Here is a 19,435-nt window from a genome sequence, read left to right on the forward strand (position 1 = left end):
AGGCGGGTTCAACCAGTCTGTCCGGAGCGTGGCTTCACGATCCGGTCGGTGCGGCCCGCGCATCGGCCCAGCGGGCGAACAGCGCCACCTGTTCGGCCGGCCAGGCGCCGTCGCACGGCATGGTGCCGGCCTCGAGACGGGCCAGGATCTGCCGGCAGTGTTGGGCGACGTCCGCCTCCTTCCAGAGATCGAAGGCGAACAGCATCGAGTTGCGATCCATCGGCCGGAACAGCGGCCGGATGTGCGGCTCGAACTGCACGACATCGCCGGGACCGGGCAGCGCGACGCTGACCTCGTTCTCAGCCTGTGCGTCGCCTGCGCTCGCCGGCGGCCGCGCGGCGGGCGTTGCGTTGCAGACCCACCACCAGCGCGGCACCGGCATGTTCGGCGGCGGTTTGGCGTCGGCGCCGGAATTCTCGACCGCGATCCGCGAGCCCCATTCGATATAGGCGACGAACGCGGCGCGGAATTCCGGATCGGACGGCAGCCCGGCATCGTCGGCGCTCTGCACCATGTAGGTGGCCCACAGCGCGCGCTGCTCCGGCCTGATCTCCTTGCCGATGTGCTGCGACACCATCCGCCGATAACCGCCATAGCGTTCGGTGTAAAAGCGAGGTCCGCCGAACACCTCGCTGAGCCACGCCGCCACCCGTTCGGGATGGTCCGGCGACATCTCGGCGAACAGCGGGGAGAGCAACGGATCTTCCGGCACGTAGCGGCTGTAGAAGATGCGCGTCATGTCGAGCAGCGCGGGGTAGCCGCCGGCCCATTCGAACAGCGTCGGCTCGCGCATCGGATCCGGAACCGGATCGTGAAATGCGACGTTCCAATGCATGCCGCTGCAGAACGGCTTGTTCAGCGATGAGCCGCAGCGGCACAGGCTGACATGCTCCTGTGATGCACCCGCGTTCTGCGCGATCGGCGCGCCGTCCTCGTCGACCAGTTCGACCTGGCCGGTGATGCGATAGGGGCCGTCCTTCGACACTTCGATCTGCGGCGGCCGGTCGACGTCGGACAGGCTGGCGTCCCGCGCGGGGCCAATGCCGATGCCGAGCGCGCCCGAGGGGCACCGGCGCACCGCATTGATGAGGTCGTCGAGGCGCGCGCCGCTCGGCGCAACGAAAGGCTCCTCGCCGAGACGGAACACCGCGTTGAGCCGGTCGGTGCAGAAGCCGGAATGCGCGCAAGTGCCGCGATTGTCGAACACGTAGGCCTGCTGCCCGGCATAGGCGTCGAGCTTGTCGGGCACCCGCCGCGGATCCCTGGCATCGGTGAAGCCGCGCGCGATGTGGCTGTCGTCGCAGAACGGTTTTGCCTGCGATTGTCCGCAGCGGCAGAGCCGCACCGGCGCCTCGGCGGTAACAGGCACGCCGAGGTGATCGACAATTGGAATGCCGGGTTCGGGTTCGTAGGGCCCGTTGCGTCTGACGATGATGCGCTTGCGCGGATGTTGCTGGTCGCTCGGACCTTGGGCGGAACTGTCCTCTGTCATGCCTTGCAATGATCCCTGAACTCGCCCAACCCGTGCAAAGCGTGCTTAAATGCATCGACGGCGGCTCTCAACGAACCAGATGGAAAGTGCCGCAGGAGAGTTGCGATGATCCGCAAGACCAAGCGCAAATACGGTTGCCCGGTCGAGTTCTCGATCGATCAGCTCAGCGGCAAATGGAAGACCGTGATCCTGAGCCGGCTGAAGCTCCGGCCGATGCGCTACGGCGAATTGCGCCACGACATCCCGCAGCTCAGCGACAAGGTGTTGACCGAGCGCCTGCGCGATCTCTGCAATTCAGGCTTCGTCAGGCAGGAGCGCGGCGGCGGCTCCTCACGCTATTGCCTGACCAAGCGCGGCGAGATGCTGAAGCCGATGCTGCAAGCGCTCTACGATTGGGGCGAGGCGAACGCCGACACGTTCGGCGTCCGATTCCTCAGTGCGGAGGTGAACTAAGGCGCGCGGCCCGCCGCTGCGTGTTCCTTTTTGCAAGGGATGCACATGAGACGGCTTCTCTTATCGATTGCTACATTGCTGGGGCTGTCCGGCGCGGTATTCGGGCAGACATCCCTCGTCTCGGAGATCGCGCCCGCTGGAAAGCTGCGGGTTGGCATGATTGCCATTGCCGTACTCGGAGGCGTGGCCGAACCCGTCGCGGATTTTGTCGAACAGAAGTTGGGTGCTGCCGTTGAACCAGTGATGTACCCGAACCCGGAAGCCTATCTACAAAGCTTCGGCAAGGCTGAATGGGACATCGCCATAGGGCCACGCGTCCTTGCCCCGACCGACAAGGCGGATTCAACGGCGAACCTTTGGGCCATAAGTCTCGTCTACGTCGCCGCGCCGGGAACAGAATTTCCCGATATCGCCTCCGTGGACAAGGCAGGTGTAAGGATTGGCACCATCCGTGGCGCTCCCTCCGACCGCGTGTTGATGCGGGAGATCAAAGCCGCTGAGATCGTCCGTATCCCTCTGAGCCCGACCATCGCGGCTGACGCAGCCGACTTACTGCGCTCCGGCAAAGCGGACGTCTTTGGCGCAGACTCCGGCGTCGGGTATCCTGCCGTCGAGGCCCTGACCGGCGCCAGGATCGTGCCGGGCGCCTTTGGGACGGTTCTCGTGGCGGCCGCATTGCCGAAAGGCCGCTCTCCCGCGGCGCAGGCTCTGCTCGCGACACTTGTCGAAGAAGCAAGACAGACCGGCGTGGTGCAGAAAGCGATCGACGCGAGGGGCCTCAAAGGAGTGGACGTCGTCTCGAAATAGCCGGACACGACGAAAACCCAGGTCAAGCTCGCTATTGGCCCGTCCGAGACATGCCAGCTGCACCGAGAGATGTCCACATTTGGGGGTATCCCGGAAGGCATGTGCTCATGCTGAGTTCTTCTCAGTGTGACCCGACGCGGACGTTGGGCACCGTGGTTTTGCTTTCCCAAACCGTTCATCAGTATTAAATTTCACGAAAACCGTTCCGCCAACGGCGGTCGAAGGAAACTATCGCTGGATTGTCGGTTGAAGTTCCGGGAACAACGGAGGCTTCGGAAATGCACAAAGCAGCATTGGCGTTAGTGACCGCTGCCACCATCGGTGTCTCTGCCTTGGTGGCCCCATCACCGGCCCAGGCGTGGCGTGGTGGTGGCTGGGGTGCTGGACTGGCGGCCGGACTAATCGGAGCGGCGGTGGTTGGTGGCATAGTCTCCAGCGCCTACGCCTATGGCCCAGGTTACGGCTACTACGGCGGACCGGGTTATGGCTATTATGGGGGTTACGCCCCTGCGTATTACGGCGGCTATGCACCGGCATACTACAACTACGGCTACGCTCCCGCATACTACGGCGGATACCGCTCTTACTATGCTCGTCCCGCGTATCGGCGCGTTATTCGCCCCGCATACGCCTACGGCCCTAGGTACTACTATCGCGGGTATGGCTATCGCTGGTGATCGCCAGCCGCGCCGTCGAGGTCCCGGCAACGAGCGGTCGCGAGGCCGCCGCGTGACATGTTTCGTACCTGCAAGTGCTCGAATGTTCATTGCGAGCGGCGAGACGCTTGAGTGGCGATATGGCCCTCCGAAGAAATCTCAAAGCGACTACGTTCCAAAGAAAGATGAAAATATTCAGCTGGCTTTCCTGGGCCCAACATCCGAGACTGGAGCATCACCGCTCGGCCCCTAAGCTTTTAATCGGTGACTAGTGTGAGAACGCCGGTTGCGCTCCCGCCCCACTCAAACAGGGAGCAGCGCATGAAGCGGCAGCGGCGCGGTTTCAAGCAGACACTTGTCCTTGAAGAGCGCCTAGCCCGTGAGACTGGGCAACTGCGGAGCCGGGCTCAGGGAATGCCGCTCAGCCGTGAGCGCGAGCGGCTCATCCGCAAAGCCGCCGCGTCCCATATGTCGGACTGGCTACGGGCTGCCGAACTGCGCGAGCCGAAATAATGCCCGATCTAGAGCCGTGGTATCGCGTCTACTTCATCGGAAGTGACGGCTACATCGTCAGGCGCTGTGACGTTGAGTGCAGAGATGATGCCGAGGCTTGCGCTGAGGTGTTAAGCGGATGAAACGATGGCCGGCATAGTAGATCGTAATCACGTCAATGTCCGTGGAGCGGGCGAGCGGACGATGATGTTCGCCCATGGCTTCGGCTGCGACCAGAACATGTGGCGGTTCGTGGAACCTGCTTTCGAGGGAGAGTTTAAAACCATTCTGTTTGACCACGTCGGTGCTGGCAAGTCCGACCTTAGGGCCTACGACAGCACCAAATATTCGACATTGGCCGGCTACGCCGATGACGTGGTCGAGATCGGTCGCGAACTTGGCTTGAAGGATACCATTTTTGTCGGCCATTCAGTCAGTTGCATGATTGGCGCGTTGGCGGCACAAAAAGCGCCCGGTATGTTTGGAAAGCTGGTCATGGTCGGGCCGTCCGCTCGGTACATCGATGACGGCGACTATGTCGGCGGCTTCAGCGCAAAGCAGATCGAAGAGCTATTGCAGTTTCTTGAATCCAATCACATGGGCTGGTCTGCGCAGATGGCGCCGGCAATCATGGGTAATCCAGACCGTCCCGAGCTCGGCGAGGAATTGACCAACAGTTTTTGCCGAACCGATCCCGAAATCGCCAAGGCATTTGCCCGGGTCACATTTACCTCCGACAACCGGGACGACCTGGCCAGGATTGACGTTCCGACGCTGATCCTCCAGTGCAGCGAAGACATCATTGCCTCCAAGGAAGTCGGAGAGTTTGTTCACCGCGGCATACCCAAAAGCAAAATGATAATTTTGGATGCAACCGGCCATTGTCCCAATCTGAGTGCGCCTGACGAAGTAATCGCTGCCATGCGAACATTCGTCTGAGGCCGTCCCGTGCACGACCCCGGCAGCCGGATCGACGACTTCCAGGACATGTTCGAAAACTCGCCCTGCGGCTACATTACGCTGCGGGCGAACGGTCGTGTAGCGCACGTGAACAAGACGCTGCTGGCGTGGACCGGCTACGCCGCAGACGACATGGTCGGCAAGCGGTTCACCGATTTCGTCACCATGGCGGGACGCATCTACTACGAAACCCACATCGCGCCGCTTTTGCGATTGCAGGGCTCTTTCAATGAGTTCGCCATCGAAATGACATCGGAAGCCGGCGAACCGATGCAGATGATCGGCAACGCACTGGAAGGCAGAGACGAGAACGGCAAGCCGCTATTTACCCGGCTGGCGCTGCTAAAGGCTACCGATCGACGCCGCTACGAACAGCAGCTTCTGGCGGCCCGCGAAGCTGCGGCGACGAGTTTGGCAAGTGAACGCGAGACGTCGGAATTGCGCGAGCAGTTCATTGCTGTACTTGGCCATGATCTTCGCAACCCTCTCGCCTCCATCAGCGCGGGAGCACGCATCCTTGGGCGAGGCGCGAAGACAGACAAGGAGCATCAGGTCGTCGCGATGTTGGAGACGACTGTTACTCGCATGGCGGGACTCATTGACAACGTCCTCGATTTTGCTCGCGGACGGTTGGGTGGAGGAATTGCGCTGGACCGTAACGCCCGAAAGCCGCTTGAGCCCGTGCTGCACCAGGTCATCGATGAACTGCGCTTGTCCTCACCCGGGCGCCAGATCGAAGTGGAATATGCGCTAGACAGTCCCGTAGATTGCGACAGGACGAGGATCGGGCAGCTTGTTTCCAATCTCGTCGGTAATGCCCTTAGTCATGGATCTTCCAATCAGCCCGTGCGCGTTCGGGCGGAGACGGAAGACGGGTTGTTTAAATTGTCTGTTTCGAATAGCGGTGAGCCTATACCCGAAGCTGCAATCGAAAAGCTGTTCGAACCCTTCTTCCGAGGCGAAGTGCGCGCCAGCCGGCAGGGCTTAAGGCTCGGATTGCATATTGCCTCGCAGATCGCAAAAGCTCACGACGGTGTGCTGACCGTGACCTCGACGGCTGAGGAAACCAAGTTCACTTTCGTGATGCCGCTTCGATAGACATTGATCCAGACTTTCGCCGTTAGCTTATCGCGACCTATTGCGTTGCGGTGCGAACCCGGTCGCTATGAGAGCAAAGCGGACGTGTCACATGCCGGGCTTATGGGCGCACGGCCTAGCGCAAGATGAGATCAAGCCGTGGCGGGACATTGCGCAATTTCGGAATATTAGAAGTTTACCTCTGAGTTGCCCGACGTGTCAACTCTCCTGGTCGCTCGCCGGACACCGCCGGCTACTGTGCATGGGGTTGTTTTCGATATTTTGGCAACGCCCTGCGACGAATGGATTTCCGGCCGGAACCTTAAGCAAGCAAAGGTCGTTGTCGCGGGATGTTGGGGGCAATCAACACAAGGAATGCTCATGCGCATCCGCATCCCTACGGCGTCCGTCATCGTTGCGGCGCTCTCGCTTGGAACACCAGCTTGGGCGCAAGTGCAGGGAACGCAACCGAACACGTCGTCGCAGGCCCAGTCTGAACAACCTGCCACGATCAAGACCATACAGGTCGTGGACGTCAAGGAACTGAAACCCGAAGTCCGGTCGAGGGTCGAGGCTGTCATAGCAAAGGCAAGCGAAGAAGACCTGAAAAACCTGCGGGGTTCCATCGACGCGTCCACGGAAGCGACATCCGCGTTGAAGGCAAAGGGACTGAGCTCGGCACAGGTTGTCGCGGTCAATCTCAGTAACGGCATTCTCACGCTCTTCACCAAGGTGGCGTGAGCGCCAACATCGCTCAAGAAATTCGGATTCACTGATGAGAGCCCGCCGGTTCAAACCCGGCGGGCTATTTCATTTTCCTTTCGCCGTCTCTTTCGTGATGAGGGGCGTGCCCTAACCCACTGCCTTCGCCGCCGCGCGCCCGGCGTTGCGGCCCGAGAACAGGCAGCCGCCGAGGAACGTGCCCTCCAGCGAGCGATAGCCGTGCACGCCGCCGCCACCGAAGCCGGCGGCTTCGCCGGCCGCATAGAGTCCGCGGATGATCTGGTGGTCGTTGCCGAACACGCGCGAATCGAGGTCGGTCTCGAAGCCGCCGAGCGTCTTGCGGGTGAGGATGTTGAGCTTCACCGCGATCAGCGGGCCGTGTTCGGGATCGAGGATGCGGTGCGGCTTGGCGGTGCGGATCAGCCTGTCGCCGATATAGCGCCGCGCATTGTGCAGGTTCATCACCTGCGCATCCTTGACATAGGAGTTGGTGATCTCGCGGTCGCGCGCCTCGATCTGTGTCTTGATGGCCTCAAGCCTCAAGAGTTCGTTGCCGGCGAGCTTGTTCATGGCGCCGACGAGTTCAGTGAGATTGTCGCGCACGATGAAGTCGGCGCCGTGCTGCTTGAAGGCCTCGACCGGCGCCGGCGCGCCCTTGTTGGTGGCGCGCTTGATGGTCATGCGCCAGCTTTTTCCGGTGAGGTCGGGGTTCTGCTCCGAGCCCGACAGTGCGAACTCCTTCTTGATGATGCTCTGGGTCAGGATGAACCACGAATAATCGTAGCCGGTGCCCATGATGTAATGCAGCTGCCCGAGCGTGTCGGAGCCCGGGAACAGCGGCGCCGGCAGCCGCTTGCCTGTCGCGTCGAACCACATTGAGGACGGTCCCGGCAGAATCCGGATGCCATGACGTGGCCAGATCGGGTTCCAGTTCTGGATGCCCTCGACATAGTGCCACATGCGGTCGCGGTTGATCAGCCGGCCGCCTGCTTGCTCGGTGATGCCGATCATGCGGCCGTCGACATGTTCGGGCACGCCGGAGATCATGAACTTCGGCGGCTCGCCGAGCCGTTTCGGCCAGTTCTGCCGCACCAGGTCATGATTGCCGCCGATGCCGCCGGAGGCGACGATCACCGCCTGTGCGCGCAGCGAAAAATCACCGACGACATTGCGCGAGGAGCTCTTGCCGCGTTCGACGTCTGACGGTTCCAGGATCGCGCCACTCACGCCATCGACCGTGCCGTTGCCGATGCTGAGTGCATCGACGCGATGGCGGAACTTGAACACCAGCTGTCCGTTCCTGGCGGCCTCGCGCGCGCGGCGCTCGAACGGCTCGACGATGCCGGGGCCGGTGCCCCAGGTGACATGGAAGCGCGGCACCGAATTGCCGTGGCCCATGGCGTCGTACCCGCCGCGCTCGGCCCAGCCGACCACCGGGAAGATGCGATGGCCCATCGCGCGCAGCCAGTCACGCTTCTCGCCGGCTGCGAAGGCAACGTAGGCTTCGGCCCATTTGCGCGGCCAGTGATCCTCCTCGCGATCGAAACCCGCGGTGCCCATCCAGTCCTGCAGCGCGAGGTCGGCGGAATCCTTGATGCCGAGTCGGCGCTGTTCCGGCGAATCGACCAGGAATAATCCGCCGAACGACCAGAAGGCCTGGCCGCCGATGCTCTGTTCCCCTTCCTGGTCGAGCACGATGACGCGCTTGCCGGCGTCGGCGATCTCGGTTGCGGCGACCAGACCGGCAAGTCCGGCGCCGATCACGATCACATCTGCATCGTCAGCCATTTTGATTTCCCCCGTCCCGCCGGGATTCAAGACCGCGTCGTTGTGCGCGGTCAACGTCAAATGGACCTTGCCTGTGGCGGCGAGGCATCAAACAGTTGCGGCAAGTTGTTCCAGTTTGGGACCTTTTCCACACGCCACTGCAGCGCCCGCGCAACACCCAATTTGAATTTGTTTTGACCGGCTTCGCTCGTCTGGACAAAAATCGGCGGCGGCAACACGCTCACGATTGTCTTGCATCACAGACCAACAGATTCGGTTTCGACTGGGGCTGGCCAAATGAAGTTGATGACGGGGTTGCTCGCTGCGGTTCTCCTGCTGGCGGGAATGGGGGCGTCTCAGGCAGTGGTCAGGATCGCCGACGATCGCGGCGGCAAGATCGGCATCTATGTCGACAAATATCAGGACCTGCGCACATCCGGTGAGACCGTGATCATCGACGGGCTATGCGCCTCGGCCTGCACCATCGTGCTCGGCAAGGTCCCGCATGACCGGATCTGTGTGACCTCACACGCCAGCCTCGGCTTCCATGCCGCTTGGGATTACGGCGACAACGGCCGCCCGGTCCCCAATCCCGAAGCCACTCATATGCTGTACCTGATGTACCCGCCGGCGGTGCGCAAATGGATCATGGACCGCGGTGGCCTGACCCGGCACATGATCTTCCTGCGCGGCAAGCAACTGCAGGCGCTGTACAAGCCGTGCTACCTGAACGCCCAGGCTTCGGCGCCCAAACCCGCCGAGCCCGCGCGCTGAGCTGCTGACATCGGCGAGCGGCATGACGAGGTTAGCGCCCGGACATCGCCTCGCTATCATTTGACGGCCCGCGACGGCCATTGCGCTTGCTGCCTGCCGGAACCCGGCTTATCTCAACCGCATGGTTCAGCCGATCTCCACCCGATCCGAGCTCGTGACGGCTCCGCAGGGCCGGGTGGCGTCTGCAATCCTGTGGGGCGCTGCCGGAATCGGTGGATTGGCCTTGCTCGCCGCTGCCGCGCTCTGGTTCCACTACGGGACCGCGGTGTTTTTCGAAATGATCACGGCCGGCATCGCCGCCTGCTTCTGACAAGGACGTCCTCGCATCATGCCCCGGACCACGCGCCCATTGGTGATCTTCGCTGCCTTCGCGGGCAGCCTGGCGGTCGGCCTGTTCCTTATGTTGTGGGCGGTCGGTGGCCTGCGCACCGTCGCCGCGCCGGCCGCGATCGGCGGGCCGTTCCAGCTTACCGACCAGGCCGGCCAGACCGTCACCGACAAGAACCTCCAGGGCAAGCCGACGCTGATCTTCTTCGGCTTCACCCATTGCCCGGACATCTGCCCGACCTCGCTGTTCGAGATATCCGAGGTCCTGAAGGCGATGGGCAAGGACGCCGACCGCGTGAACGCCTATTTCGTCTCGGTCGACCCGGAACGCGACACCGCCACGGCGATGAAGGATTACCTGTCGAGCTTCGATCCGCACCTCAAGGGCCTGACCGGCGATCCCGCCGCCATCGCCAAGGTGCTGTCGAGCTACCGGGTCTACGCCAAGAAGGTGCCGCTGAAGGATGGCGACTACACGATGGATCACACCGCGCTGATCTATTTGATGGACCGCGACGGCCATTTCGTTGCGCCGTTCAATCTGAAACGGACGCCTGAAGAGGCGGCGACCGATCTCAAACGGTATCTCTGACCCTTTTTCCGGTTCAGAATTAACCCATTCGGCGCTCGATTCGGGCGCCGAATGGTCTATAAGCCGTTCAATTCCCTGATATTGCCGGTTATGCCAAATCCGTCTGCCCAGCCTTTTGCCGTCCGCTCGCGCCAGCTTCGCCTGGCCGCGGGAATGATGGCGGCCGTCGTGCTGGTGATCGCGGGATCAGCGGTCGCACAGACGCCCCCGGTACCGGCGCCGCAGGCACCGGCGGCCAAGCCGGCTCCTGCGCCAGCCCAGCCCGCCAGGCCTGTCCCCGCACAAGCGGCACCAGCGACGCCCCTGGTAGCAACACCCCCGGCTGCTGCCGCCCCGTCGGCTCCGAACCAGCCTCCGAAGGCCGCCGAGGCCGCGCCGCAGGCGGTGCCGGGCTTCTGGGACCCGCGGCGACGGCCGGATCGGCCGGACCTGTCGCGCCTCACCGTGATCCGCTTCCTGACCGAGACCGACTATCCGCCGTTCAACTTCACCGGGCCCGACGGCAATCCGGCCGGCTTCAATGTCGACCTGGCGCGTGCGCTCTGCGACGAGATCAAGGTTACTTGCACCATCCAGATGCGCCGCTTCGAGACCCTGATCGATGCGCTGGCGACCAACCGGGGCGATGCCATCATCGCGTCGATGGCGGTGACGCCGCAGCTGCGCGCCAAGGTCGATTTCACCGATCCCTATTATCGCGCGCCGGCGCGCTTCGCGTCGCGCCGCGACAACGTGATGCCGGAGATCCGCCCGGAATATCTCGAGGGCAAGAAGGTCGGCGTGATCGGCGGCACCTCGCACGAGGCCTATCTCAAGGCGATGTTCACCGACGCCGAGATCCATTCCTATCCGGATAGCGACGCGCTGCGCGCGGGGCTGCGCCGTGGCGAGGTCGACTTCATCTTTGGCGATGCGATCTCGCTCGCGTTCTGGATCAACGGCACCGATTCGGCTGAATGCTGTGCCTTCTCCGGCGGCCCCTTTGTCGAAAGCCGCTATTTCGGCGAGGGTGTCGGCATCGCCGTGCGCAAGGGCAACGATCTGCTCCGGCAGGCGCTGAACTGGGCGCTGTTCCGGATCTGGGAAAAAGGCCGCTTCACCGATCTGTGGCTGCGCTATTTCTCGATCAGCCCGTTCTGAGGCTGTCATTCCGGGGCGATGCGTAGCATCGAACCGCAGGTGCGCAATTGCGCACCGGGGAATCTCGAGATTCCGGGTCTGGTGCTAAGGCACCATCCCGGAATGACAGCAAGCCTCCCGTCGTTTTGCATTTTGCCGCGAAAGCGTTAGTTTTCGCGGCCATTTTGGAGAAAGCCTGAAGAAATGTCCGTGATTGATCTTGCTGCCAGCCCGAGCGACCTGCGGGCGCTCGCCGAACAATCCAACGCCTGGCCGTTCGAGCAGGCGAAAGCGATTGTGGCGCGGCTGAAGAAAAATCCAAAGGACGAGGTGCTGTTCGAGACCGGCTACGGCCCCTCGGGCCTGCCGCATATCGGCACGTTCGGCGAAGTCGCGCGCACCACCATGGTGCGCCACGCCTTCCGCGTGCTCACCGAGGACAAGATCAAGACGCGCCTGCTCGCCTTCTCCGACGACATGGATGGCTTGCGCAAGGTGCCGGACAACGTGCCGAACAAGGAGATGCTGGCGCAGTATCTCGGCAAGCCGCTGACCAAGGTGCCCGATCCGTTCGGCACCCATCCGAGCTTCGGCCAGCACAACAATGCGCGGCTGCGCGCCTTCCTCGATCAGTTCGGCTTCGACTACGAATTCGCGAGCTCGACCGAGTATTACACCTCCGGCCGGTTCGATGCCGCGCTGCTGCGCATGCTGGAGCGGATCGAGAAGGTGATGGCGATCATGCTGCCGTCGCTGCGCGAGGAGCGGGCGGCGAGCTACTCGCCGTTCCTGCCGATCTGTCCGCGCACCGGTCTCGTGCTCTACGTCCCGGTGACGGCGCACGACGCCAAGGCCGGCACGATCTCCTATGAAGATCCCGAGACCAAGGAGAGCGTCACCGTTCCCGTCACCGGCGGCCGCTGCAAGCTGCAATGGAAGCCGGATTGGGCGATGCGCTGGTACGCGCTCGGCGTCGACTATGAAATGGCCGGCAAGGACCTGATCGATTCGGTGAAGCTGTCCGCCAAGATCTGCGCGGCGCTCGGCGGCACGCCGCCCGAAGGCTTCAACTACGAGCTGTTCCTCGACGAGAAGGGCCAGAAGATCTCGAAGTCGAAGGGCAACGGGCTCACGATCGACGAATGGCTGCGCTACGCCTCGCCGGAATCGCTGTCGCTGTTCATGTATCGCGAGCCCAAGGCGGCGAAGCGGCTCTATTTCGACGTCATCCCGCGCAATGTCGACGACTACCAGCAGTTCCTCGACGGCTTCACGCGGCAGGAGCCACGGCAGCAGCTGCAGAACCCGGTCTGGCACGTCCATTCCGGCAAGCCGCCGCAGGCCGACATGCCCGTCACCTTCCAGCTCTTGCTGACGCTGGTGTCGTCGTCGAATGCAGAGAATGCCGAGACATTATGGGGTTTCATCGGTCGCTATCGTCCGGGCGTGACGCCCGAGAGCCATCCGAAGCTCGATGCGATGGTCGGCTATGCCATCAACTACTATCGCGACTTCGTGGCGCCGACGAAACAATTCCGCGAGCCCACCGACGGCGAACGGGCCGCGTTGCAGGATCTACGCGATGCGCTTGCCAACATGCCGGCGGATGCGACCGCCGAAGACATCCAGAACGTGGTCTACGAGATCGGCCGCCGCGAGCCGTTCCTCGACATGGTCAAGAAGGGCAAGGATGGCCGTCCCGGCGTCTCGCTCGACTGGTTCAACATGCTCTACCAGGTGCTGCTCGGCCAGGAGAAGGGCCCGCGCTTCGGTTCCTTCGTCGCGGTCTACGGCGTGCAGAACGCGGTCAACATGATCGACGGCGCGCTGGCGCGGTCGTCGTAGGCTTGTTCCTTCTCCCCCTGTGGGAGAAGGTGGCGCGGATGAAATCCGCGCCGGATGAGGGGTCTCTCTCCGCGGAGACAGACCCCTCACCCGTCCGCGATGCTTCGCATCGCGTCCACCCTCTCCCACAGGGGGAGAGGGACAAAAGGCCGCAAAATGCGGATGGCTGATCCCCGGCAATGTCAGCCGAGGCGCGGCCGGATTGCGCTACACTCCGTCCCATAAAATCAGCACGGCCTCCGTCGAGCGGCCGGCAAAAAATGGGAGCATGCGCATGCAGTTCAGGGTTTCGCCGACATCGCTGCAGGATAGTACGAGCGCCGAGGAATGGCAGGCGCGGGTCGATCTCGCGGCCGCGCATCGGCTCGCCTACATCCATGGCTTTTCGGAAGGCATCTTCAACCATCTCACCTTCGTGGTGCCCGGCCGCACCGATCGCTACTACCAGATCCCGTTCGGCATGCACTGGTCGGAGGTCACCGCGTCGTCCTTCATGGAAGTCGGCATCGACGATGCCGAGGTGAAGCGCGGCGAGGGCGAGGTCGAGCGATCCTGCTTTTGCATCCATGCGCCGATCCACAAGGCGCTGCCGCAGGCCAAGGCGGTGTTCCACACCCATATGCCGTAGGCGAGCGCGCTGACGCGGCTCGAGGATCCGCGCATCAAGGAGATCGGTCAGACCGAGGTCGGGCTGTCGGAAGCGATCGCCTATGACGATCTCTACACCGGCCCTGCGCTGGATCCCGAGGAGGGCGCGCGGCTCGCCAAGGTGATCGGCAACAAGACCATCCTGTTCATGGCCAACCATGGCATCTCGACCGTCGGCGAGACCGTCGCCGATGCCTATGACCGGCTCTATTACATCGAGCGCGCCGCGCAGGTGCAGATCTACGCGATGTGGACCCAGCAGCCGCTCAAGCAATTGCCGCAGCATGTGGTGGAGAAGACCAAGCGCGATTTCCGCGACGACCATCTCTACAACGGCCCAAGCCCGTCGCAGCGGCATTTCGATGCGCTGAAGCGGATGCTGGACCGCAAGGAGCCGGATTACGCGACGTAGGCGGAGGCCCGCGCCGCAAATTTCACCGTCGTCCCGGCGAAGGCCGGGACCCATTACCACAGGGTCATGTTGTCGAAGCGAGCTGTAGCCCCAGCTCGCTACAATTCAAACGGCGGTGGTTATGGATCCCGGCCTTCGCCGGGACGACACCGGTTTTGTGGCGACTGAATCGCCGCAGCTACTGGCTCGCCCATACCACGCGCGCGATCCACGTGACTTCCTCGGCATCGAGCATGCGGTCGGGATGTTCCGGATTGAGCGATGCGAGTTCCAGCACCTTGCCTGTGCGTCGCTTCAGCTCCTTCACCATCACCTCGCCGCCGGTCGTGCGTACGACGACGCGGTCGCCGCGGCGGATCGCGGTCGCGGGTGACACCACGATGATGTCACCTTCGCGATAGGCCGGCTTCATCGAGTCGCCCTCGATCTCCAGCGCGTAGGCGTGCTCGTCTGATGTCGCCGGCAGCGCCACTTCATCCCAGCCCTTGCCGGCGGGAAAGCCAGAGTCGTCGAAATAGCCGCCGGCGCCGGCCTGCGCGAAGCCGATCAACGGCACCGACTGGCCGCCGCGCGCACCATCGCCGAGCAACTGCACGAAGGTCTCCATGCTGGCATTGCTCGCGGCCAGCGCCTTGGAGAGCGATTCGGTCGACGGCCAGCGCTCGCGCCCGTCGCCAGTCACGCGCTTGGACTTGTTGAAGGTGGTCGGGTCGAGACCGGATTGCTTGGCAAGGCCTGATGGCGACAGGCCGGCGCGTTCGGCGAGCCGGTCGAGCGCGGCCCAGACCTGCGCGTGGGTCAGCGGTCGGGCGGCTTTGGGCTGTTTGGCCATCGAGGATACCCTGGATGGTAGGAATTATTACCTGAAACCGGGCGTTTCCGCAAATCTGCCGTCGGATGTGCCCTGGCACCGCTTGAGTTGCGACGCCGCCGCCGATACGGTCCCTCGCTCGCCGAATGGCGTGCGGGGCATTTCCCCTCAAATCCGGATAAAACCCCAAGAGACTCAAGGACAAAAGGGAAGGCCGGGCCGTGCCCATGATCTACAAAATCACTCCCGCTTCGGCCTGGCGCGAGGCCGAGCGGCAGGGCGTCTACCGGGGCAGTGCGGACGACAATCGCGACGGCTTCATCCATTTTTCGACCGCCGCCCAGGTGGCCGAGACCGCGCGCAAGCACTACCACGGGCAAACCGGCCTGTTCTTGGTCGCGGTCGATGCCGATGCGCTCGGCGACGCCTTGCGCTGGGAACGCTCGCGCAATGACGAATTGTTCCCGCATCTCTATGGCGAACTCGACCTCGGCGCGGTCACCGAAATCCTCAGCCTGCGCGCGCGCTCCGACGGCGGCCACGACGTTCCGGAGCTCAAGCCGTGATCCGCGCCTTCGACGCCTTCTCGCTGCCGCTGCTGCGCTGGTTCGATCCGGAAGATGCCCATCGCATGGCGATCCAGGGTTTGAAGCTGCTGCCGCCGATCCGGCAGCGACCGGATGATCCCAAGCTCGCGGTGCGCGCTTTCGGGCTGAACTTTCCGAATCCGATCGGCATGGCGGCGGGTTTCGACAAGAGCGCGGAGGTGCCCGACGCGTTGCTGCGGCTTGGTTTCGGCTTTGTCGAGATAGGCTCGGTGACGCCGAAGCCGCAAGCCGGCAACCCGCGGCCGCGGCTGTTTCGCCTCGAGCGCGACGAGGCCGTCATCAACCGCATGGGCTTCAACAATGACGGCGAGGAAGCCGTGCTGCGCCGGCTCGCCGCGCGCGCCAGCGGCGGCGGCATCATCGGGGTCAATGTCGGGGCCAACAAGGATTCGACCGACCGCGTCGTCGATTATGTGAAGCTGATCGAGACGTTCGCCTCGGTCGCGAGCTATTTCACCGTCAACGTCTCCTCGCCGAATACGCCGGGCCTGCGCAATCTGCAGCAATCAGCGGCGCTCGACGATCTGCTGGCGCGGGTGATCGACACCCGCGAGCGCGTCCGCAAGAACGCCGGCGACTCGCCGGTGCTGCTGAAGATCGCGCCGGATCTCAGCCTCGCCGAGCTCGACGATGTCGTGCACATCGCCCGCTCGCGGCGCGTCGACGGCATGATCGTCGCCAACACCACGCTGGCGCGGCCCACGACCTTGCGCGAGGAGAACCGCGCCAGGGAGCAGGGCGGCCTGTCGGGCCGTCCGCTGTTCCGGCTGTCGACGCGGATGGTCGCCGAGACCTATGTCCGCGTTGAAGGCGCATTTCCGTTGATCGGGGTCGGCGGCATCGATAGCGGCGGCGCCGCGCTGACCAAGATCCGCGCCGGTGCCAGCCTGATCCAGCTCTATTCCTCGCTGGTCTACAAGGGCATCGGCCTGGTCGACGACATCAAGCGCGATCTGTCCTCGACCCTGCTGCGCACCGGCCGCGACTCGCTGTCGGAAATCGTCGGGGCCGATGCCGCGACGATTACGGCAGAGGATTGGCCGGTGCGGTAGTGTTCTTACCTCGCCCCGCTTGCGGGGAGAGGCGTAGGCCGCCTTCGGCGGCCGTTTAGAACGCCGAAGCAGAGCTTCGGCTGCGTCGCATCGCAGATGCGATCCGGGTGAGGGGAGCTTCCGCGTATCGGCTCTTACCATTGCGCGGGAGACAGCCCCTCACCCCAACCCTCTCCCCGCAAGAGCGGGGCGAGGGAGCAGAGCATCGCTCCATCCGGGCTACGCAGCTACGATTTGAACGTCTTCCTCAGCAGCGCCGGATAGCGCAGGCCTTGCAGGCCGCCGCGCGCGACGTAGAAGCCGAGCAGCGCGATCCACAGCCCGGTGTTGCCGAATCCGCTGAGCGCCCACCAGGCGGCGAGGAAGATCGCGAGTGAGGCCAGCATCAAATTGCGCATCTCGCGCGCCCAGGTCGCGCCGACATAGATGCCGTCGAAGCCGAACGCGAACACGCCGGGCAGAGGTGCCAGGATCACGAACACCAGGAACTCGCGCGCTGAGCTGCGCACGTCCTCGCTGGTCGTCATCAAATTGATCAGCGCCGGCCCGAACAGCGCGAACAGCACCGAGACGACCAGCGCAAAGCCGACACCCCACAGCAGCACCAGCCGGGTCGAATCGGCAAAGCCGCGCGCGTCGCGGGCGCCGAAGGCGCGACCGCAGAGCTGTTGCGCGGCGTTGGCGAGGCCATCGAGGAAGAACGCGCTCACCAGCAGGAAATTGTTCAGCACCGAATTCGCCGCCAGTGTGACGTCGCCCTCGTGCGCGCCTTTGGCGGTGAAGAACAGGAACACGACGATCAGCGCCGCGGTGCGGACCATGATGTCGCGGTTGACGGCCAGCATGCGCATCAGCTCGGCGCGGTCGAACAGCGTCGCCGCGGGAACCACAAAGCCGCCTTGCGAGATCCGCCACGCCACGACGATACCGGCAATGAAACCGGCGGTCTCGGCGAGCACGGCGGCGATCGCGGCACCTGCGATGCCGGCGCCATAGACCTGCACCAGCAGCACGGTTGCGGCCATGTTGATCAAATTGATCACGATCTGCAGGATAAGCGCCAGATTGGCGCGCGCCTGGCCGACCAGCCAGCCCAGGATGACATAATTGGCGAGCGCCAGCGGCGCCGACCAGATCCGGATCATGAAATAGCTCTTGGCGGCGCGCGTGACGCCTTCGCTGCCGCCCATCAGCTGGAACGTGATTGCGGCCAGCGGCACCTGCAGCGCGATCAGTGCAATGCCGATCAGGCCGGCGACGATGAAGCCGCGCACCAGGATTGCGGCATATTCCTGCGGCTCGCCCGCGCCCTGCGCCTGCGCGGTGAAGGCCAGCGTGCTCATGCGCAGGAAGGCGAACAGCCAGAACAGGCAGTCGAAGATCACCGAGGCCATCGCCACCCCGCCGAGCAGCGCGGCATCGTCGAGGCGGCCGATCGCGGTGGTCGAGACGATGCCGATCAGCGGCGTGGTCAGGTTGGCGACCATCGCGGGACCGGCGATGGCGAACACCTGGCGGGTCGTGATCTTCGGGTGAATGGGTGCGTGCATGGCTACAGTTGCAAGGAATATGCGCTTCTATCGCGACATCCGTCGCGCGACCATGCCGGAATTGTACTCAGAGCAATGCGGTGGCGGAGGGGCGGAGTAACTTGCAGGCAATTGCGTGGTCAGAACACCACGACCATGCCGTCGCTCGCCGCCGTGTAGGGCAGGTCGTCGACGCGGCCGAGCATGTCGTCGCTCATATGGGTCAGCACCACGCGCCTGGCGTTGATGGCCGGCAAATGCGGCTCCAGCGTCTTCAGGCTGAGATGGTTCCTGACCATTCTGTCGTAGGTATAGGCCTCGGCAATGAAGAGGTCGGCGTTTTGCGCGGCCGGGATCAACGCATCGGTCCACTCGGTGTCGGCGCTGTAGGTGACGACGCGGCCTTCGGCCTCGACGCGATAGGCCAGAAACGGCCCGCCCGATTCGCCATGCACGACAGGATAGGGCGTCACGGTCACCTCGCCGAAGCTGCGCCGCTCCTGCGGTGCGAGCGTGATGACGGCAGATCGAAGCGCTGTTTGGTCTTGGAGGAATGCTCGAACATCACCTCCATCACCGCAGGCAATTTCGTTTCGATGCTTTCGGGCCCGGCGATCACGAGCGGCCGGGTGCGACGGGAGAATTGCGCGTCGAGCAGGAAGAACGGCAGGCCGGCGAAATGATCGCCATGGAAATGTGTGATCAGGATCAGGTCGATCGCGTTGCGGTCGATCTCGAGCCGCTTCAGCGCCGGCAGCGAGGACGCGCCGCAGTCGATCAGGAAATTGACGCACGCGCCGCTGACATGGAAGCAGGTGTTGAAGCGGCCTCCGGAGCCGAACGCATCGCCGCAGCCGACAAATTGCAATTGCATCGGCTGCGGGCTTTCCCTGGGATCAGCGGCCGCGCGGCGCGCCGAACAGCCGCGACAACAGCCAGATCGGGACCACGATCACGGCGCCGAGCAGGAAGTAGCGCCACGCCCAGTTGATCGCATCGAAGCCGAAATCCCAGAGGCTCTGGAACAGCCGGCGGACGCTGTAGAGGATGTTCCATGGGTCGAGGCCGATCGCGGCGAGCACCACGCCGACCAGGATCGAGAGCAGGATCAGCCGGAACGCCACCGAGAGCGGCGATCCGCCGAGAAAGCGGTACAGGCCGTCACTCTGGCTCTCGCCGGCCGGCAAGTCCCGGATGTTGTCTGGCATTGCTGTCTCCCGCGGAATCGCCCGCATTATAGGTCACGGCGCAGCACATGGGAAACCCGTGAGCCGCGATCAATGGCTGCGAT

At 63.5% G+C, this 19,435-nt stretch carries 18 protein-coding genes and 2 pseudogenes; 13 read left to right on the forward strand and 7 right to left on the reverse strand.

Annotated elements, in window-relative coordinates:
• Nucleotides 1-34: 34 nt before the first annotated feature.
• The gene (locus ACVIGA_RS25625) at nt 35-1,492 is read right to left on the reverse strand and encodes a CDGSH iron-sulfur domain-containing protein (protein WP_456668462.1); all 1,458 of its coding nucleotides are present in this window, start codon (nt 1,490-1,492) and stop codon (nt 35-37) included.
• Nucleotides 1,493-1,597: 105 nt separating this feature from the next.
• Between ACVIGA_RS25625 and ACVIGA_RS25630 the strand changes: the two genes are divergently transcribed.
• The 5 genes from ACVIGA_RS25630 (at nt 1,598) to ACVIGA_RS25650 (ending at nt 6,678) form a co-directional block, all read left to right on the forward strand.
• Nucleotides 1,598-1,945 carry a winged helix-turn-helix transcriptional regulator gene (locus ACVIGA_RS25630; RefSeq protein ID WP_456668463.1) on the forward strand — a complete coding sequence of 116 codons (348 nt, stop codon included), beginning with the start codon at nt 1,598-1,600 and terminating at the stop codon, nt 1,943-1,945.
• Between the two features lie 45 nt (nt 1,946-1,990).
• Nucleotides 1,991-2,752 carry a hypothetical protein gene (locus tag ACVIGA_RS25635; RefSeq protein WP_456668464.1) on the forward strand — a complete coding sequence of 254 codons (762 nt, stop codon included), beginning with the start codon at nt 1,991-1,993 and terminating at the stop codon, nt 2,750-2,752.
• Nucleotides 2,753-4,047: 1,295 nt separating this feature from the next.
• Entirely contained in the window at nt 4,048-4,839 is a 792-nt protein-coding gene (locus tag ACVIGA_RS25640) for an alpha/beta fold hydrolase (protein WP_456668465.1), read from the forward strand.
• Nucleotides 4,840-4,887: 48 nt separating this feature from the next.
• Nucleotides 4,888-5,958, forward strand: a complete 1,071-nt coding sequence (locus ACVIGA_RS25645) for an ATP-binding protein (RefSeq protein ID WP_456670887.1) — start codon at nt 4,888-4,890, stop codon at nt 5,956-5,958.
• 360 nt (nt 5,959-6,318) lie between these two features.
• The gene (locus ACVIGA_RS25650; protein WP_456668466.1) at nt 6,319-6,678 is read left to right on the forward strand and encodes a hypothetical protein; all 360 of its coding nucleotides are present in this window, start codon (nt 6,319-6,321) and stop codon (nt 6,676-6,678) included.
• A 111-nt stretch (nt 6,679-6,789) separates the two neighbouring features.
• Here ACVIGA_RS25650 and ACVIGA_RS25655 read toward each other — a convergent pair whose 3' ends face one another.
• A complete protein-coding gene (locus tag ACVIGA_RS25655) occupies nt 6,790-8,448 on the reverse strand; it encodes an FAD-binding dehydrogenase (RefSeq protein WP_456668467.1) in 1,659 nt (552 codons plus the stop codon).
• Between the two features lie 56 nt (nt 8,449-8,504).
• Nucleotides 8,505-8,672: a hypothetical protein gene (locus ACVIGA_RS25660; RefSeq protein WP_223966064.1), complete on the reverse strand. Its 168-nt coding sequence runs from the start codon at nt 8,670-8,672 to the stop codon at nt 8,505-8,507.
• A gap of 52 nt (nt 8,673-8,724) precedes the next feature.
• On the opposite strand from ACVIGA_RS25660, the gene ACVIGA_RS25665 reads away from it, so the two are divergent.
• From ACVIGA_RS25665 to ACVIGA_RS25690, 6 genes and pseudogenes are all read left to right on the forward strand, one after another.
• A complete protein-coding gene (locus ACVIGA_RS25665) occupies nt 8,725-9,201 on the forward strand; it encodes a hypothetical protein (RefSeq protein WP_456668468.1) in 477 nt (158 codons plus the stop codon).
• Nucleotides 9,202-9,322: 121 nt separating this feature from the next.
• Complete coding sequence (locus ACVIGA_RS25670; RefSeq protein ID WP_092126258.1) at nt 9,323-9,511, forward strand: hypothetical protein; 189 nt, start codon at nt 9,323-9,325, stop codon at nt 9,509-9,511.
• An 18-nt stretch (nt 9,512-9,529) separates the two neighbouring features.
• Complete coding sequence (locus ACVIGA_RS25675) at nt 9,530-10,120, forward strand: SCO family protein (RefSeq protein WP_050406287.1); 591 nt, start codon at nt 9,530-9,532, stop codon at nt 10,118-10,120.
• Nucleotides 10,121-10,210: 90 nt separating this feature from the next.
• Nucleotides 10,211-11,260, forward strand: a complete 1,050-nt coding sequence (locus tag ACVIGA_RS25680; protein WP_456668469.1) for a transporter substrate-binding domain-containing protein — start codon at nt 10,211-10,213, stop codon at nt 11,258-11,260.
• 183 nt (nt 11,261-11,443) lie between these two features.
• Complete coding sequence (locus ACVIGA_RS25685; RefSeq protein ID WP_456668470.1) at nt 11,444-13,084, forward strand: lysine--tRNA ligase; 1,641 nt, start codon at nt 11,444-11,446, stop codon at nt 13,082-13,084.
• Nucleotides 13,085-13,358: 274 nt separating this feature from the next.
• Nucleotides 13,359-14,144 (forward strand): annotated as a pseudogene (locus ACVIGA_RS25690) (class II aldolase/adducin family protein).
• A gap of 178 nt (nt 14,145-14,322) precedes the next feature.
• Here the strand turns inward: ACVIGA_RS25690 and ACVIGA_RS25695 are convergent.
• Nucleotides 14,323-14,976, reverse strand: coding sequence for a S24 family peptidase (locus ACVIGA_RS25695; RefSeq protein ID WP_456668471.1), 654 nt, complete (start codon nt 14,974-14,976; stop codon nt 14,323-14,325).
• Nucleotides 14,977-15,176: 200 nt separating this feature from the next.
• Here ACVIGA_RS25695 and ACVIGA_RS25700 point away from each other — a divergent pair, with 200 nt between their 5' ends.
• Together ACVIGA_RS25700 and ACVIGA_RS25705 are read left to right on the forward strand one after the other, a co-directional pair.
• Nucleotides 15,177-15,521 (forward strand): DUF952 domain-containing protein, encoded by a 345-nt coding sequence (locus tag ACVIGA_RS25700; RefSeq protein ID WP_163153508.1) that lies wholly within the window; start codon nt 15,177-15,179, stop codon nt 15,519-15,521.
• The gene (locus tag ACVIGA_RS25705; protein ID WP_456668472.1) at nt 15,518-16,615 is read left to right on the forward strand and encodes a quinone-dependent dihydroorotate dehydrogenase; all 1,098 of its coding nucleotides are present in this window, start codon (nt 15,518-15,520) and stop codon (nt 16,613-16,615) included. Before ACVIGA_RS25700 ends, ACVIGA_RS25705 begins: the two co-directional genes overlap by 4 nt.
• A 227-nt stretch (nt 16,616-16,842) precedes the next feature.
• Here ACVIGA_RS25705 and ACVIGA_RS25710 read toward each other — a convergent pair whose 3' ends face one another.
• The 3 genes and pseudogenes from ACVIGA_RS25710 to ACVIGA_RS25720 all read right to left on the reverse strand — a co-directional run bounded on the left by ACVIGA_RS25710 (nt 16,843) and on the right by ACVIGA_RS25720 (nt 19,352).
• Nucleotides 16,843-18,165, reverse strand: coding sequence for an MATE family efflux transporter (locus ACVIGA_RS25710; RefSeq protein WP_456668473.1), 1,323 nt, complete (start codon nt 18,163-18,165; stop codon nt 16,843-16,845).
• 119 nt (nt 18,166-18,284) lie between these two features.
• Nucleotides 18,285-19,018: pseudogene (locus ACVIGA_RS25715) on the reverse strand (MBL fold metallo-hydrolase).
• A 22-nt stretch (nt 19,019-19,040) separates the two neighbouring features.
• Nucleotides 19,041-19,352: a DUF6460 domain-containing protein gene (locus ACVIGA_RS25720; protein ID WP_456668474.1), complete on the reverse strand. Its 312-nt coding sequence runs from the start codon at nt 19,350-19,352 to the stop codon at nt 19,041-19,043.
• Between the last annotated feature and the right edge of the window lie 83 nt (nt 19,353-19,435).

The organism is Bradyrhizobium sp. USDA 3240 (assembly GCF_054063295.1).

Bases quoted from the DNA above. Each gene is read 5' to 3' on its own strand.
- ACVIGA_RS25655 (WP_456668467.1), bottom strand. From the start codon at position 8,448: ATGGCTGACGATGCAGATGTGATCGTGATCGGCGCCGGACTTGCCGGT.
- ACVIGA_RS25645 (WP_456670887.1), top strand. From the start codon at position 4,888: ATGTTCGAAAACTCGCCCTGCGGCTACATTACGCTGCGGGCGAACGGT.
- ACVIGA_RS25665 (WP_456668468.1), top strand. From the start codon at position 8,725: ATGAAGTTGATGACGGGGTTGCTCGCTGCGGTTCTCCTGCTGGCGGGA.
- ACVIGA_RS25650 (WP_456668466.1), top strand. From the start codon at position 6,319: ATGCGCATCCGCATCCCTACGGCGTCCGTCATCGTTGCGGCGCTCTCG.
- ACVIGA_RS25680 (WP_456668469.1), top strand. From the start codon at position 10,211: ATGCCAAATCCGTCTGCCCAGCCTTTTGCCGTCCGCTCGCGCCAGCTT.
- ACVIGA_RS25640 (WP_456668465.1), top strand. From the start codon at position 4,048: ATGGCCGGCATAGTAGATCGTAATCACGTCAATGTCCGTGGAGCGGGC.
- ACVIGA_RS25625 (WP_456668462.1), bottom strand. From the start codon at position 1,492: ATGACAGAGGACAGTTCCGCCCAAGGTCCGAGCGACCAGCAACATCCG.
- ACVIGA_RS25675 (WP_050406287.1), top strand. From the start codon at position 9,530: ATGCCCCGGACCACGCGCCCATTGGTGATCTTCGCTGCCTTCGCGGGC.
- ACVIGA_RS25710 (WP_456668473.1), bottom strand. From the start codon at position 18,165: ATGCACGCACCCATTCACCCGAAGATCACGACCCGCCAGGTGTTCGCC.
- ACVIGA_RS25695 (WP_456668471.1), bottom strand. From the start codon at position 14,976: ATGGCCAAACAGCCCAAAGCCGCCCGACCGCTGACCCACGCGCAGGTC.
- ACVIGA_RS25635 (WP_456668464.1), top strand. From the start codon at position 1,991: ATGAGACGGCTTCTCTTATCGATTGCTACATTGCTGGGGCTGTCCGGC.
- ACVIGA_RS25720 (WP_456668474.1), bottom strand. From the start codon at position 19,352: ATGCCAGACAACATCCGGGACTTGCCGGCCGGCGAGAGCCAGAGTGAC.
- ACVIGA_RS25685 (WP_456668470.1), top strand. From the start codon at position 11,444: ATGTCCGTGATTGATCTTGCTGCCAGCCCGAGCGACCTGCGGGCGCTC.
- ACVIGA_RS25630 (WP_456668463.1), top strand. From the start codon at position 1,598: ATGATCCGCAAGACCAAGCGCAAATACGGTTGCCCGGTCGAGTTCTCG.
- ACVIGA_RS25670 (WP_092126258.1), top strand. From the start codon at position 9,323: ATGGTTCAGCCGATCTCCACCCGATCCGAGCTCGTGACGGCTCCGCAG.